The sequence below is a fragment of the Brevibacillus humidisoli genome (genome assembly GCF_020923435.1).
Lineage (GTDB): Bacteria > Bacillota > Bacilli > Brevibacillales > Brevibacillaceae > Brevibacillus_E > Brevibacillus_E humidisoli.
On sequence record NZ_CP087263.1, the window covers coordinates 4,373,639 to 4,388,286 of the forward strand.

At 51.1% G+C, this 14,648-nt stretch carries 16 protein-coding genes; 15 read left to right on the plus strand and 1 reads right to left on the minus strand.

The window, feature by feature from the left end; genetic code table 11:
- Positions 1-8: 8 nt before the first annotated feature.
- The 11 genes from tmk (at position 9) to LOK74_RS21275 (ending at position 8,955) form a co-directional block, all read left to right on the plus strand.
- The gene (gene tmk / locus LOK74_RS21225) at positions 9-662 is read left to right on the plus strand and encodes a dTMP kinase (RefSeq protein ID WP_230043967.1); all 654 of its coding nucleotides are present in this window, start codon (positions 9-11) and stop codon (positions 660-662) included.
- On the plus strand, positions 659-988 hold the full coding sequence (locus tag LOK74_RS21230; RefSeq protein ID WP_230043968.1) for a cyclic-di-AMP receptor: 330 nt from the start codon (positions 659-661) through the stop codon (positions 986-988). The genes tmk and LOK74_RS21230 overlap by 4 nt, the downstream gene beginning before the upstream one ends.
- 24 nt (positions 989-1,012) lie before the next feature.
- A complete protein-coding gene (locus LOK74_RS21235; protein ID WP_230043969.1) occupies positions 1,013-1,459 on the plus strand; it encodes a YaaR family protein in 447 nt (148 codons plus the stop codon).
- Between the two features lie 10 nt (positions 1,460-1,469).
- Entirely contained in the window at positions 1,470-2,450 is a 981-nt protein-coding gene (gene holB / locus LOK74_RS21240) for a DNA polymerase III subunit delta' (protein WP_230043970.1), read from the plus strand.
- A 3-nt stretch (positions 2,451-2,453) separates the two neighbouring features.
- Entirely contained in the window at positions 2,454-3,254 is an 801-nt protein-coding gene (locus tag LOK74_RS21245) for a PSP1 domain-containing protein (protein WP_230043971.1), read from the plus strand.
- Positions 3,255-3,300: 46 nt separating this feature from the next.
- Positions 3,301-3,681, plus strand: a complete 381-nt coding sequence (yabA, locus tag LOK74_RS21250; protein ID WP_230043972.1) for a DNA replication initiation control protein YabA — start codon at positions 3,301-3,303, stop codon at positions 3,679-3,681.
- Between the two features lie 126 nt (positions 3,682-3,807).
- Positions 3,808-4,575 carry a tRNA1(Val) (adenine(37)-N6)-methyltransferase gene (locus LOK74_RS21255; protein WP_230043973.1) on the plus strand — a complete coding sequence of 256 codons (768 nt, stop codon included), beginning with the start codon at positions 3,808-3,810 and terminating at the stop codon, positions 4,573-4,575.
- Positions 4,550-4,852: a GIY-YIG nuclease family protein gene (locus LOK74_RS21260; RefSeq protein ID WP_230043974.1), complete on the plus strand. Its 303-nt coding sequence runs from the start codon at positions 4,550-4,552 to the stop codon at positions 4,850-4,852. Before LOK74_RS21255 ends, LOK74_RS21260 begins: the two co-directional genes overlap by 26 nt.
- Positions 4,853-4,865: 13 nt before the next feature.
- Positions 4,866-5,747 carry a 16S rRNA (cytidine(1402)-2'-O)-methyltransferase gene (gene rsmI / locus LOK74_RS21265; protein ID WP_230043975.1) on the plus strand — a complete coding sequence of 294 codons (882 nt, stop codon included), beginning with the start codon at positions 4,866-4,868 and terminating at the stop codon, positions 5,745-5,747.
- Between the two features lie 113 nt (positions 5,748-5,860).
- The gene (locus tag LOK74_RS21270) at positions 5,861-7,384 is read left to right on the plus strand and encodes a hypothetical protein (RefSeq protein ID WP_230043976.1); all 1,524 of its coding nucleotides are present in this window, start codon (positions 5,861-5,863) and stop codon (positions 7,382-7,384) included.
- A gap of 275 nt (positions 7,385-7,659) precedes the next feature.
- Positions 7,660-8,955, plus strand: coding sequence for a helix-turn-helix domain-containing protein (locus LOK74_RS21275; protein WP_230043977.1), 1,296 nt, complete (start codon positions 7,660-7,662; stop codon positions 8,953-8,955).
- Between the two features lie 391 nt (positions 8,956-9,346).
- Here LOK74_RS21275 and LOK74_RS21280 read toward each other — a convergent pair whose 3' ends face one another.
- Positions 9,347-9,601, minus strand: coding sequence for an AbrB/MazE/SpoVT family DNA-binding domain-containing protein (locus tag LOK74_RS21280; protein WP_230043978.1), 255 nt, complete (start codon positions 9,599-9,601; stop codon positions 9,347-9,349).
- A gap of 197 nt (positions 9,602-9,798) precedes the next feature.
- On the opposite strand from LOK74_RS21280, the gene LOK74_RS21285 reads away from it, so the two are divergent.
- The 4 genes from LOK74_RS21285 to LOK74_RS21300 all read left to right on the plus strand — a co-directional run bounded on the left by LOK74_RS21285 (position 9,799) and on the right by LOK74_RS21300 (position 14,630).
- The gene (locus tag LOK74_RS21285) at positions 9,799-9,993 is read left to right on the plus strand and encodes a hypothetical protein (RefSeq protein ID WP_230043979.1); all 195 of its coding nucleotides are present in this window, start codon (positions 9,799-9,801) and stop codon (positions 9,991-9,993) included.
- A 321-nt stretch (positions 9,994-10,314) separates the two neighbouring features.
- Positions 10,315-12,351, plus strand: coding sequence for a methionine--tRNA ligase (gene metG, locus LOK74_RS21290; protein WP_230047083.1), 2,037 nt, complete (start codon positions 10,315-10,317; stop codon positions 12,349-12,351).
- A gap of 19 nt (positions 12,352-12,370) precedes the next feature.
- Positions 12,371-13,147, plus strand: coding sequence for a TatD family hydrolase (locus LOK74_RS21295; protein ID WP_230043980.1), 777 nt, complete (start codon positions 12,371-12,373; stop codon positions 13,145-13,147).
- Between the two features lie 400 nt (positions 13,148-13,547).
- Positions 13,548-14,630: a resuscitation-promoting factor gene (locus LOK74_RS21300; protein WP_230043981.1), complete on the plus strand. Its 1,083-nt coding sequence runs from the start codon at positions 13,548-13,550 to the stop codon at positions 14,628-14,630.
- Positions 14,631-14,648: the final 18 nt, after the last annotated feature.

Below are 14,648 nucleotides of genomic sequence, written 5' to 3' on the forward strand. Positions count from 1 at the left end.
GTACCTTTTTGACCGGATTGTTTATTACATTTGAAGGACCAGACGGAGCAGGAAAGACGACACAGGTAGAGGCCTTTTCCCGGGGATTGCGGCAAAAAGGGTACGATGTACTGGTGACGAGGGAACCCGGCGGTACTCCGATCAGTGACAAAATCAGGTCGCTTTTGTTGGACCCCGCACATACAGAGATGACCGATGCGACGGAGGTGCTGCTCTACGCCGCCTCACGCGCCCAGCACGTGCAGGAAAAAGTGATCCCGGCGCTGCAGAGCGGCAGGATCGTGGTCTGCGATCGTTTTGTCGACGCCAGTATCGCCTACCAGGGCTATGGACTGGGGCTGCCGGTTGACATAATCGCGGAGATCAACCGGTTTGCTACAGCAGGATTAAAGCCCGATCGGACGTATCTATTAGATCTCTCCGTATCAGAGGGGCGCTCGCGACTGGGACGGCGAGACGGACTGGACCGGATCGAGCAAAAAGGTGAGGATTACCATCAACGTGTCAGAGATGGCTTTCAGCACATCGCACGCCAGCACCCTGAGAGAATTCGGCTGGTTGATGCCGATCGCTCTATAGATGAAGTTCATGAGGAGATTATGGCCGATTTTTGGGAATGGCAGATTGCAAATCATGTAAGGAGAAAGGGTGAGATGGGATGAAGATGATTGTCGCGGTGGTGCAGGACAAAGACAGCGGACGGCTGTCGCAAGCGTTGGTCAAAAATGGTTTTCGTGCAACGAAACTGGCTAGTACCGGCGGTTTTATGCGAGCAGGCAACACGACCTTTCTGGTCGGTACCGAGGATGAACAGGTGTCCGAAGTGATGGATATCATCAAACAAAGCTGCAAGTCGCGCAAGCAGATGGTCACACCCGTATCTCCGCTCGGCAGTGCGGTTGACTCGTTTTTACCGTATCCGGTTGAAGTACAGGTAGGCGGAGCGGCAGTGTTTGTGCTGGATGTGGAACAATTCCATTCGTATTAGGCAGCATCTGACGGGGGTATGGAGATGAAAATCGGGGAACGGCTGCAGCCCACATTTGACACGTTCAAAGGTGCGGATCTCAAGAAGGCGGCGCAGGTGGACAAACTCTCGTTTGGCGACCTGGTCAAAAGCGAACACCAACGTTTGTCGCAAGAACGGCTTAACCAGCTTTTGCAAGAAATAGACAAGCAGGCTCAACTGCTTGCTCGCTCCCGTTCTGTCCGCGACTTTTACGCGTACAAAAACCTGGTCAAACGCTTTATGGAAGAAGCGGTGAAATACGGTGTCGCGTTGGAGGATCGCCGGGGTGTCAACCGTCGGGGGAGAAGCCGCCTGTACAAGATCGTCAAACAGGTGGACGAGCAGTTGCTCCTGCTGGCGGACGAGCTGTTGGAGGAACAGGGTGCGACAATCGACCTCCTGGCTCGCATCGGCGAAATCCGTGGAATGCTGATCAATCTCTACTTTTAGGTGAATGGATATGACTTGGAGCCAAATCACGGAACAACCGCGGGTAACGGATCTGCTGCAGGCAAGCCTGACGAACGATCGGTTGGCCCACGCCTATTTGTTTACAGGGCCGCGGGGGACGGGCAAGATGCGCATTGCGATGCACCTGGCCAAATCGATCTTTTGCCGCCAGCATTCCCACGATGCATGTGAGCAATGCGTCAACTGCCAGCGGATCTCAGGAGGCAATCATCCCGACGTATTCGTGGTCCGACCGGATGGAGCCTCGATCAAGATCGATCAGATCAGGGCTTTGCAGAAAGAGATGACCATGCGTTCACTGGAGTCCCCACACAAGGTGTACGTGATCGAACACGTAGACAAGATGACGGTCCAAGCTGCCAACAGTTTACTGAAGTTTCTGGAGGAACCACCCAAAGGGGTGGTGGCTATCCTGCTTACGGAAAACAGTCATGCACTGCTTCCAACCATTCTCTCCCGCTGTCAAATCATCCCGTTTTCCCCGCTGCCGGTTGAACTTCTGGCTTCACAGTTGATCGCCGAAGGGATCCCGTCCGGTATGGCCCATCTGGCTTGTCAAATAACGACACAACTGGATGAAGCGAGGGAACTTAGCCAATCAGATTGGTTTGCACAGCTTCGAAACGAAGTGATACAATTGTCACAGGACTGTAAACAACGCGGCTCTTACGCGCTGTATTCGATACAAGAACTTTTTGTCAAGAATGAGAGATTGAAAGAGGAACTGCCACTATTTCTGGATATGCTCATCTTATGGCTGCGCGACGTTCTCTATGTGCAGGTAGGTCGCCATGCGCAGTTGATATACAGAGATCAACAGGATATGCTGGAGCGTCAGGCTTATGTCTGGACCCAGGCGGAACTTATGCAGGGGATCGGACTAGCCATGGATACGAGAAATCGGATCGAGCGTAACGCGAATCCACAGTTGGCGTTGGAACGGCTGGTTCTTCAACTCCAGGGGGGATAACCTTTGTATGAAGTGGTAGGTGTTCGCTTCAAGAAAGCAGGCAAGATCTATTATTTTGATCCGGCAGGTTTGCCGGTTGAGAAAGAATGTCATGTGATTGTCGAGACGGCACGCGGGATTGAGTACGGCAAAGTGGTGATCGGCAAGAAGCAGGTAGGCGAGTCGGATGTGGTTCTGCCGCTGAAAAAAGTAATCCGGGTGGCCAATGAAAGCGACGCCAGCCAGGTAGACGATAATAAACAGGCGGCGAAACAAGCATTCAAGATCTGCCAGACGAAAATACAGGAGCACAAACTGGAGATGAAGCTGGTCGATGTGGAATACACATTTGACCGCAACAAGATCATCTTTTACTTTACGGCTGACGGCCGGGTCGATTTCCGGGAACTGGTGAAAGACCTCGCTTCCGTATTCCGTACGCGCATCGAACTAAGACAGATCGGTGTGCGGGATGAAGCGAAAATGCTGGGTGGGATTGGTCCGTGTGGCCGCTTGCTCTGCTGCTCCACCTTCCTCGGGGACTTCGAGCCAGTCTCCATCAAGATGGCAAAAGATCAAAGCTTGTCCCTTAACCCAGCCAAGATTTCCGGGCTGTGTGGTCGACTGATGTGCTGTCTCAAATACGAAAATGACAATTACGAGAGTGCAAAAGAAGAGCTGCCAGACGTCGGGACATCTGTGATGACCCAGATGGGCTCAGGTCGGGTTGTCAGCGTGAATCTGCTCGATCGGCTGGTACAGGTAGAATTGTCGGAAGCAAACCGGGTGATGGAGTTTGCATTGGATGAGATTGTGACCGGATAAAACCAGAGAATAAGAGAGGCACAGGCAAGCGGGATGGGGTGGTGAAGTGGATAAGCGGGAGATATTTGAGAAGATGGCCAGTATTGAGGAGAGAATTGGCGAGCTCTATCAGGAAGTTGGCGAGTTGAAAAACGTGATTGTCACGTTGATCGAAGAAAACGGCCAACTGCAGTTGGAAAACGAGCATCTGCGCAACCGGTTGAACGGCAAACCGTCCAAACCGACTCCAAAGCAGCCACAGACGGACCCGAATCAGTCGAAAAAGGCGCCAGATGGCAGGGGGAAAGTGGTCGGTGAAGGCTACGACAACCTGGCCCGCCTTTATGCCGAAGGGTTCCATATATGCAATATCCACTACGGTAGTCTGCGTAAAGAAGGGGACTGCTTGTTTTGCCTCTCGTTCTTGAGTGGAGTGATTCAAAAATAGCAAGAAGCGACCTCGTCTCACGTACCGGACCAGGTCGCTTTTTTCCCGATCAGGCAGCTTTCCCGGTGGAAAACGGAAAGTCACAAATGCTGAAAAAGGATTCGGCGTAAAGGAGCAGACAACGGCATGCACCAACCAGATCATATCCCTTTGCATCAGGGGGAACGGATCGATGATCTGTTAACAAACGAACTGAAAATTATTCAAAGTCATGAGGTATTTTGTTTTTCGATGGATGCTGTCCTGCTGGCTCGCTTTGCTTCGGTGCCAAAGAGGGGGCGTGTGATGGATTTATGCACCGGCAACGGGGCCATCCCGCTGATGATGAGTACACGCAGCCGCGGGGTAATCATTGAGGGACTGGAGATCCAACCGCGCCTGTACGATATGGCCCGCCGCAATGTGCTGTTGAACGGGCTGGAACAGCGAATCCGGATGCACCACGGCGATGTAAAGCAGGCCGTTACCCAGTTTGGGTACGGGCAGTTTGATCTGGTCACCTGCAACCCGCCGTACATGCCGGCTGCCAGTGGAGAAGTGAACGAGCGTGATCATTTTGCAATCGCTCGCCATGAGATTCTATTAACACTGGAGGACGTGATCCGTGTCAGCAGCCAACTGCTGAGAAACGGCGGCAAGGTGGCGCTGGTCCACCGGGCGACCCGGTTGATCGACATCGTAACGCTGATGCGGCAGTACAAGATTGAACCGAAAAAAATGCGTTTGGTTCATCCCCGGCGAAATACCGAGCCAAATATGGTGCTCATCGAAGGCATGCGCGGCGGCAGACCCGAACTGCGGATACAGCCACCGTTAATTGTTTACGAACAAGGGGAAGAATACTGTGAAGAACTGTACCAGATCTACTATGGACATCGAGACTCCCTCACATAAAAGTCACTTCGTCTACATACTGCGGTGTGGGGATGGCACCCTGTACACAGGATACACGACGGAACTGCTGCGCCGGATCGCGGAGCACAATGCGGGAAAAGGAGCCAAATACACCCGTGGACGAACACCGGTAGAGCTGGTCTACGTAGAAGAGGGAGAATCCCGTTCCTGGGGTCTGCGCCGGGAAGAGAGCATCAAACACTTGAGCCGCATCGACAAGGAGAATCTGATCGCCGGAAGACAAGCACACAACGGTGCTTCCTGCCGGGAAAGGTAAAGGAGGGTGCGTGATGGAAATCCAGCGAAGCTTTGCCGATCAGCAGGGCGGCATACTTTATCTGGTGGCGACACCGATCGGAAATCTTGACGACATCTCCGTCCGGGCACTTGCCACACTCCGTGAAGCGGATGTCATTGCCTGCGAAGATACCCGACAGACGCGCAAGCTGCTCAATCACTTCCAGATTGAAAAACGGACGGTCAGCTACCATGAACACAATAAACAAGCCAGCGGATCTGGTCTATTGGAGTGGCTGATGGCAGGCAAAACCATTGCATTGGTCAGTGACGCCGGGATGCCGGCCATTTCCGACCCTGGCGCGGATTTGGTTCGCGATGCGCTGGCAGCCGGATTTCCTGTCGTACCGATCCCGGGGGCCAATGCGGCACTCACCGCGTTGATCGCCTCTGGCTTACCCACTGATGCCTTTACCTTTGTGGGCTTTCTGCCGCGTGACAAGAAGGAACGGCAGCTTCAACTGGAGCGGCTGCGCCACTACCCGGAAACCTTGCTCATCTATGAAGCTCCTCACCGGATCGACAAGACGTTAGAGGCGATGCTGGAAGTGTGGGGGGATCGGCGGGCCGTGATCGCTCGTGAACTGACCAAGCGGTACGAAGAATTCGCCCGTGGAACGTTGGCAGAACTGCTGTACTGGCTGAACGAAACGCAGATTCGCGGAGAGTACTGCATCGTAGTAGAAGGTGCAAAGGAAAGCGACAAGGAAGAAAAAGAGACAGAAGTGATTACCTGGTGGGAACCGCTGACCATCTCCGAACACGTCGACCAGTACTGTGAAAAGGGATTGAGCAAAAAAGAGGCAGTCAAACAGGCGGCAAATGACCGCGGCCTGCCAAAGCGTGACGTCTACAACGAGTATCATCGTACATAATCCTGATGAACTGGTACCGACGAACCTTTCGGGATACGCCTCTGTTCTGATAAGGTTGTCTTAGAGATAGAGAAGAAACCATAACGAGAGATACCGTAAAAGGGATGGAGCAGATGAAAAAACTACTGACGCTTGTCGCAGCGCTGTGTCTGATCACCCCGGCCCCTGTCGGATTGGCGAGCCCAGCCGTTCAATCGCCAATCCAACTGGATCTCAACGAAGATGGGACGCCGGAGTACCTGATTTCTGTTGAACGCCGCTTCAGCAGCATGTCGATTGAGCAGGAAACGTATCAGCATATCGCGTACACGCACTACTTGTTTCGAGAAGCAGGACATACAGACGCCACGTTTCAGCTGACGATTGCCAAAACACCACAGCAGGATGCCATGTTCTTCGCCCGGCAAGGGGAGACGATGTGGCCGATGGCTACGACTGTGACGATCCAGGCAAACGAAACGGGACTGGCCTACCGTTATGTGGAGAACAAGGATCAGGAGACATTTCTGGGCGAATGGACGACCTGGCAGTCTGCTGAAAGCACAGCCGTTTTGCCGCTGCGCCCTGTTTACATGCAGGGAAACCGCCTGCATGCGCGTCTTGGACCTGTGAACGTTTTTGAACCACAGGGGCACACTGTTTTGAAGCAGATCAACCGCGTGGCGCCACAGCGGATCCTCAACCAGTACGATACCCGATGCCAATTCCAGCTTCCCGGCAACGAGCAGACGGTATCGGAGACGTGGGGCATTTTGACTCATCGGCCATTGGTCAACTGGGCATTTCCACGCGCCACAGACAACGCCCGCAAAATCGATATCGACACGTTCCGTAAACTGCTGTTTGATGGTTTGTACGATGTCACGCCACTCACCTATTCACCATCGTCGAAAGAATCGTATTACCGCAATCCAGCCAACATATCTGGACTTTACCACGTCAACGATGCGTCACAAGCACAGTATGGAAGCCTGGTGCAAGTGATCCTGACACACTTGGCATACAGGGCGGTGAACGAGCAGAACGAACAAGGATACTGGCCGACATATCCCCAATCGACCTGGCTGTTCACAGATTACCAAATCGACGCCAAATACTTTGACAATAGGCGCAATGCTGACAATGCCACCTTTTTACTCAGATTCAACCGTCAATATCCAGATCCTTTGTTTGAAGAATCATTAAAAAAGTGGGAAGCGTTCCTCTACTACTATATTGATCAAACGGGTTTACAGACGTCCAATCAAGGGTACTTGATCCCTGATTACGTCGACAGTACCTTTACACACTTTTCCCATACGGCGTTAAACCATCAAATGGCGATCATCAACTATCTGTTGGAAAGCAACCTGTACAACCCGGATGAGACGAAACGGAGATACATCCAGGCCCTTCTGCAAGGTATCGAGGATACACAAGATCGTTGGATCAAGCCCGATTCAGACCTGTACTATGCACTTTACCGGGATTTGCGACCCCATAGCTACCCCGATTACCACAGTTTGACATTAGAAGATATGATGCTGACTCAGTCGCTATTGCGGCAAAATCACCTGCAGACGAGTCAGGCGCTGGATAAGCTGATTCAGTCCAAACAAGCGTGGATGGAAGTACAGCGCTTAAAAGCAGCTCCCTAAGACTTCTTACAAGATAAGATTCAGGGATGAGGCTGGATGAAGCGTGCCCCGTGAACACTTCGCGAGGCTGCACCGTTGGGGAAGCTAACAAGTAGCCCCCAACGGTTTTTTTCCATAAAACACGATGAAGGTATCAGTTTCTGCTAGGTCTCTTGGCGGACCTATCAGAAAAATTAAATCGAGTAAAAAGATATTCACAAAAATAAAAAAAGATGGTAAACTGGGCGAAAAGGAAAAAACAGTAATTGCGGGGAGCCGACTGGAAGGTGGGCATAATGGAGGATCGTGCAGACAACATCCTGTACACAACGATTGGTGAAGTAATCAGGCGGTTACGGGAGAAGGCTAATCTGACCCTGACGCAACTGGCACATTTGAGCGGCATCAGTAAGGCGGCGATCTCCAAGATTGAAAACGGAGAAACCAAACGTCCGGAATTTCGAACCATCAAGCCGATCGCAGAAGTACTGGACATCCCGCATGAACAAATCGTCGAGTCTTATATAGAAGTAGAGCAGAGGATTGATGTGCTGCAGGAATTGCTGCTGGACGCGATCAAATTATCAAATAAGAGCTTACTTTCAAAAATTGCTTTGCGCTTCCTGCAATCTCCATATGAAGAAAGCTACACGCTGATTGAACGGCTCTATCAATTAACCAATGAGGTACGTGATGGGGAGATCAGATTGTCGTTGTATGATCTCATCATCAAGTATGCCAGAGAACGTGGGATGCAGAGATTCCTGGCCAAAGGATTGCTGCAAAAATATCTGATCGAACGACTCGACCTGAAAAAGCTGGAAGATTCTTATCGAGCTGGAGAAGAGATTTTACACTATACCGATTTCTTGTCCCGGGAAGAGAAGATCACTTTCTACTTCAGGATGGGGCTTCATGCTCACAACATCAAAAGATATAAAGAATGTATTGAGTTGTGCATGGCGGGGCTGGCGGAGGACACCGCAATCAATGAGCTAAAAGCGAGAGCGCATTTGGCGATGATAAACTCCCTGCTGCTGATTGGCCAATACGATGAAGTAGAGCGTCAGCTGAAAGTGTACGAAACATATCGCTTCGGATTTGTGGAGGAATCGGCCAAACTGACGCGTGCCATTGTGAAGGCCAAAAAGCGTGAGTACGACCGGGCCGTTCCCATGTTAAGAGCATGCCTCGATGACATCAGTGAACACTCCCGAATCCATGTAGTCAACGAACTTCTGTCGATCTATTTGGAGATTGGGGATTTGGAGTCTGTTTCTTCGCTTCTCCATACAGAAGACAGAGTCTTGAACTTTGATGTGAATACGCCTTACAAGCATGCCTCTCTAGGTGCATACTATCGATATAAAGGAGCTTACCAGTTTCGGGCGGGGATGTTTGAAGAGGGGATGAAAAGCTATCAGACCAGCCTGCTCGCATACGGGGAAATCAGTGCGCACCAGGAGATAACGGAATGTATGAACGATATTTTATCTTTTTACACGACACACGGCAAATCGATAGACTTTTACTCTGTTCAACAACTGAAAGAAGTATATAATAAACTTATGAAGAAAAAGGAAAAAAAGTGAGGTGAGAACAGTGAAAAAAATGCTCCTGATGATGATGATGGCTATTGCCCTGCTTTTCTCTGCTAGTGTTTCCGCCGCCGATACAACGGACTCTACTAGTGAATCGGGCGATAAGGTTTACGTGAAACCGTATGTGTATGATCCAGGCCACTAAACGACAATGATCGTACGCAGGGACGCTGATCCAGCGTCCTTTTTTCTGTTTCGGCTCATCTTTGTGTGATCCTGTCTGCCGAGTGGACGATAACAGTAGGAACCAAAGGAACGATTTGACAAAGGTCGTTTTCGAATAAAAATAGCGTGTCAGAACTGTCTAACAGTAACAGTCGCACGCTACTTTGAGGGTCATCTGATATGATGTTATAAATTGCTGTGTATCTGTTGTAATGTTTTATCGGCCTTGGGATACAGGCAGATCGGACACACAGTCTTGGCAAACAATTTTGCCTTTGAAGTATGTAACTTTGTCAGCGTTGCCACAGAAGATACAGGCAGGTTCGTACTTCTTCAGGATAATGCGCTCACCGTCAACGTAGATCTCCAAGGCATCTTTCTCTGCGATACCCAGAGTACGGCGCAGCTCGATCGGAATGACCACGCGTCCCAGCTCGTCTACCTTTCTTACGATACCAGTGGATTTCATCATGATTCCAAGTCCCCTCTCAGTTTCTGATTTTGTCGATTTATTATTGACTTTCGGTAATAATCGTCATTATTCGACAAATTCTCATTAACACTATCATACCAGCGATTCCCAAAGGTGTCAATACGAGAATTACATTTCTTTGCATTAATTGGCTGTTACTCTCTCAATACCCATTAAGTATTGTAGGAGAAGGCTGTTTGCAAAAGGATTGGAGTCGTGAACAAGCTTTCTGGCTGGCTGTGCTGACCGTTAAGTTTGGAAATTTCTTTGCTAATAAATGGATTCTACCCGTCAAAAAATGTCGAATGAGCGTTTTTTTATTCGACAAAAGCTGGCGTGACGAGAAGACGCTCTGTTACCCGTTTACAAATCGCGCCAGTCGTATAAAATAGTAGGTAGCATAGCATCGACGATGACGGGAAGAGTACGCTTTGTTTCCTTATTACCAGAGAGCCGGGTAAGGTGAAAGCCGGCATAAGCGAGCAGGCGGAAGATGGCCCCTGAGTCTTCGCAGGCGAACCGCTGGGATGATTCTCATGAGACCCGGCCCGGCTAGTCTGTGACGTCATTCCGCGTTAAGGGAAAGTCGAATGCCGACTTGATAAGTCCACGTTTCGTGAGAAGCTGGAGCATTTGGGTGGTACCACGGGTAGCGAGCTCGTCCCAAACCGGGATGGGCTTTTCTATTTTTCAGTCATAAAAAGGAGGTATGCATCTTGTCGAAACCGACGTATTACATTACAACCCCGATCTATTATCCCAGCAACACCCTTCATATCGGCAATGCCTATACGACGATTGCTGCCGATGCGATGGCTCGCTACAAGCGGCTGCGCGGTTATGATGTCTACTATTTAACAGGGACGGATGAACACGGCCAGAAGTTGCAGGAGAGGGCGGCCAGCGAGGGAAAAGAGCCGCTTGCCTTTATCGACCCGATCGTCGAATGGATTCGTGACCTGTGGGACAAACTGGACATCTCCTATGACGACTTCATCCGTACCACTCAGCCTCGGCACAAGGAAGTGGTGCAAAAAATCTTTCAAAAACTGGTCGATCAAGGAGACATCTACCTCGGCGAGTACGAGGGCTACTACTGTGTGCCAGACGAGGCGTTCTGGACAGAGACGCAGGCCAAAACCGACAAAGGATACTTTTGCCCTGACTGCGGTCGTGAACTGCGCAAGGTAAAAGAGAAAAACTACTTTTTTCGGTTGTCCAAGTATCAGGAACGGCTGTTGAAGTATATTGAAGAGCACCCAGACTTTATCCAGCCTGAGAGCCGTCGCAATGAGATGATCAACAACTTTCTCAAGCCTGGTCTGCAGGATCTGAGTGTTTCCCGCAGTACGTTTGACTGGGGAATCAAGGTGCCCAATGATCCCGAGCATGTAATCTACGTATGGATCGACGCGCTGACCAATTACATCTCGGCACTTGGTTACCTGGCTGACGATGACAGCAAATATCAGCGCTACTGGCCGGCCGATGTTCATCTGGTAGGGAAGGACATCCTCCGTTTCCACACCATTTACTGGCCCATCCTGCTGATGGCGTTGGACTTGCCGCTGCCGAAAAAAGTATTTGGACATGGTTGGCTGCTGATGCCGGATGGGAAAATGTCCAAATCAAAAGGGAACGTCATCGATCCCAAGTTTCTGATCGATCGGTACAGCTCCGACGGCGTCCGCTACTTCCTGCTGCGGGAGATCGCATTTGGACAGGATGGCGTGTTCACACCGGAAAGTTTTATCCAGCGGCTAAACTTTGACCTGGCCAACGATCTTGGCAATCTGGTCAGTCGTACCGTGGCGATGGTCGAGAAGTATTTTGACGGCGTGATCCCTGCTCCCGAGCAGCCTGGGGAATACGACGAACAGCTCATCCAGTTGGCCCAAGCGACCCCTGCACTAGTGGAAGGTCATCTGGACGAGATGCGCTTCAGCAACGCGCTCGGTCACTTATGGGAACTGGTCAGCCGCACCAACAAATACATCGACGAGACCCAGCCGTGGGTGTTGGCCAAATCAGAAGATACCCGCACGCGCCTGGGAACCGTGATGTACAACCTGGCAGAAAGCATCCGCATCATCTCCATATTGCTGCAGCCGTTTATGACCAAGACGCCTACCAAAATCTGGAATCAGTTGGGGATTGACGGCGATTCAACTGCGCAAAGCTGGGAATCGGCCAAGAGATGGGGCGCACTGCCGCCAGGAAGTCGTGTCAGTCGTGGCGAGCTGCTGTTCCCGCGCCTGGAAGTGGAGAAGGAACTGGCTTTTATCGATGCATCTACAGAGGCGGCCCGCAAACAGGCAGAAGAGAACAAGAAAAAACAAGAGGCAGTAAAAGGAGAAAGCAAGATGAACAATGCGACCAACCAAGAGACGAAGGCGGCTCCAGACGAGTCGGCGGCCGAACAAAGCTCATTGATCAGCATTGATGATTTTGCCAAAGTAGAGCTTCGTGTCGCTGAGGTGAAAGCCTGCAGCAAACACCCCAATGCAGACAAGCTGTTGGTCCTGCAGTTGGACGTAGGGGAAGAACAACGGCAAGTCATCTCCGGCATCGCCAAGTACTACACGCCGGAAGAGATGGTCGGCAAAAAAGTGCTGCTGGTGGCCAACCTAAAACCAGTTAAGCTGCGGGGAGAGATCTCGCAGGGAATGATCCTGGCGGCATCGTCGGGTGATCAGCTTGCGTTGGCTACCGTTGATCCGAGTATGCCCAATGGCGCAATCGTAAAATAAAAAGAGGAGGGATCGCATCTTGTTGATCGATACGCATGCGCACCTCAATGCCCAGGAATTCGACGAAGATAGGGAAGCGGTCATCACACGGGCGCAGGAAAACGGAGTATCGACAATCGTCAACATCGGATTTAACCGGGAGACGATCCCGACCTGCCTGGAGTTGGCAGAACGCTACCCATCCATTTATGCCGTCATCGGCTGGCACCCGCAGGACGCGAAAGATATGACGGATGCCGATCTGGAGTGGATCGCCGGACTGACCAAGCACCCCAAAGTGGTCGGGATGGGGGAAATGGGGTTGGATTATCACTGGGATACGTCACCCCGCGATGTGCAGGCGGAGGTGTTTCGCAAGCAGATCCGACTCGCCCGTCAGCTCAACCTGCCGATTGTGATTCACAACCGGGATGCCCACCAAGATGTGATCCAGATCTTGCGTGAAGAAAAAGCAGGTGAGGTAGGGGGAATCATGCACTGCTTTTCGGGCAGTTGGGAGACGGCACAGCAGGCGCTGGAGATGAACTTCTACATCTCGTTTGGCGGACCACTCACGTTCAAAAACGCCAAAAAGCCAAAAGAAGTGGCCGCCCAGGTACCGCTCGACCGACTGCTGATCGAGACCGATTGTCCGTATCTGACTCCCCACCCGTACCGCGGCAAGCGCAATGAGTCAGGGTATGTCCGCTACGTCGCGGAAGAGATGGCCAAGATTCGCGGTCTCAGCTACGAAGAGATGGCTCGTATCACCACAGAGAATGCGCGAAACGTGTTTCGTCTCCCTGCACCGATGTAGTGGAAAAGAGATAAGCAGCAAGGCACCGCCACGAAGCGCGGTGCCTTTTCCTGTTTGGTCTAACGGTGAGCACGTCTGCATAGGATAAGTAGGGCGATGACCCTGTTGCAAGTCAAAAGGATGTGGGTGTGTTGTCGAACAAATCAGAAAAACAAACAGAATCTTTCGACAAAAAGTCCCTATCTTTTCTATCTGTGCTTTGATATTGTAAGGTGTACCCTGGTCTACCGGTCAGTTTCTCATGTCAATAGGAGTTCGGTTGGAAGGCAGAGTTTGACAAACAGACTAAAGTAGCATACAATCATACCGATTTGCTCAGGAGGGGAAGTAGAAACAATTTCCAGTCAGCGGTTTTTGGCTGACAGGACTGCAGCGGGTTATCGAAAAGGGAGTGTGAGAAATGGAGATAGGCAAGATATGGACAGCGCATAAGGCGGTGATCCTCTCGCTGACTGTGGGAGTGGCCTTGATCGCGTCGTCCATGGCGAGCTACTTCTTCTTGATCCTAGCTGCCCAGCCTAAACAGGTTACGCTAAACGTGGATGGAGTCACGCAGACGTTTCAGACGCGAGCGGACACTGTCGCACAATTTCTAACAGAGCGAAACATTACCATACGAGACATAGATGTACTTACACCTGATGCTGATACGTCGATAAGCGATTCGCTAGTGATTCAGTTGCAAACAAGCTGGGAAGTGCCCGTCCTGGTAGGGACGGAAAAGAAAGTAGTACATACCGCAAAAAGAGATGTTGCCGGTGTACTACAAGACGCAGGGATCGCGTTGGGACAGTCTGACCGGGTAGAGCCGTCGCTCACCAGCAAGATTGAACCAGATACGCAGATTGTAGTTACCAAAGTCAAAGAAAATGTCGTACAAGTAGAACAAGAGGTACCATTCCAAGAAATTCGTAGAAATGACGGTTCATTGGCAAAAGGAGAAATGCGCGTTCTGCAAAAGGGCGAGCCTGGAAAAGCCGTCATGCACTACAAGGTAATGCTTGAGAATGGCAAAGAAGTTTCCCGTGAGCTGATCAAACAAGAAATTATCAAACCGAAAAGTGACCGGATTGTCGCAGTTGGCACGGCTCAGGAAAAGACCAACCTGGCTGAGGCGTGGACAACGACGGCGATGGTCTCCCGCGGCGGGGTGCAGTTCAGACCTCGCAGTGTACTAAAAGGCGTCACGTTAACTGCCTACACGCCGGCAGGTGGTGGAAAAAGCCCCAGTTCACCTGGGTATGGCTATACCGCGATGGGCGTAAAAGCAGTAGAAGGAAAAACGATTGCAGTCGATCCCAAGGTAATCCCGCTGGGCTGGTGGGTATACATTGAAGGGATTGGATACAGACGTGCCGAAGACACTGGAGGCGCGATCAAAGGCAGCAAAATTGACGTCTTTTTCAACAATCGCTCGGAAGCGCTACAATTCGGACGAAAACGAGGGAAAACGGTCTACATCATCGGTCCGCAAAAACCATAGAAGAGTGGCGAAACGGCC

Bases quoted from the DNA above. Each gene is read 5' to 3' on its own strand.
- LOK74_RS21230 (WP_230043968.1), top strand. From the start codon at position 659: ATGAAGATGATTGTCGCGGTGGTGCAGGACAAAGACAGCGGACGGCTG.
- LOK74_RS21235 (WP_230043969.1), top strand. From the start codon at position 1,013: ATGAAAATCGGGGAACGGCTGCAGCCCACATTTGACACGTTCAAAGGT.
- holB (WP_230043970.1), top strand. From the start codon at position 1,470: ATGACTTGGAGCCAAATCACGGAACAACCGCGGGTAACGGATCTGCTG.
- LOK74_RS21255 (WP_230043973.1), top strand. From the start codon at position 3,808: ATGCACCAACCAGATCATATCCCTTTGCATCAGGGGGAACGGATCGAT.
- LOK74_RS21260 (WP_230043974.1), top strand. From the start codon at position 4,550: ATGGACATCGAGACTCCCTCACATAAAAGTCACTTCGTCTACATACTG.
- rsmI (WP_230043975.1), top strand. From the start codon at position 4,866: ATGGAAATCCAGCGAAGCTTTGCCGATCAGCAGGGCGGCATACTTTAT.
- LOK74_RS21270 (WP_230043976.1), top strand. From the start codon at position 5,861: ATGAAAAAACTACTGACGCTTGTCGCAGCGCTGTGTCTGATCACCCCG.
- LOK74_RS21275 (WP_230043977.1), top strand. From the start codon at position 7,660: ATGGAGGATCGTGCAGACAACATCCTGTACACAACGATTGGTGAAGTA.
- LOK74_RS21280 (WP_230043978.1), bottom strand. From the start codon at position 9,601: ATGATGAAATCCACTGGTATCGTAAGAAAGGTAGACGAGCTGGGACGC.
- LOK74_RS21300 (WP_230043981.1), top strand. From the start codon at position 13,548: ATGGAGATAGGCAAGATATGGACAGCGCATAAGGCGGTGATCCTCTCG.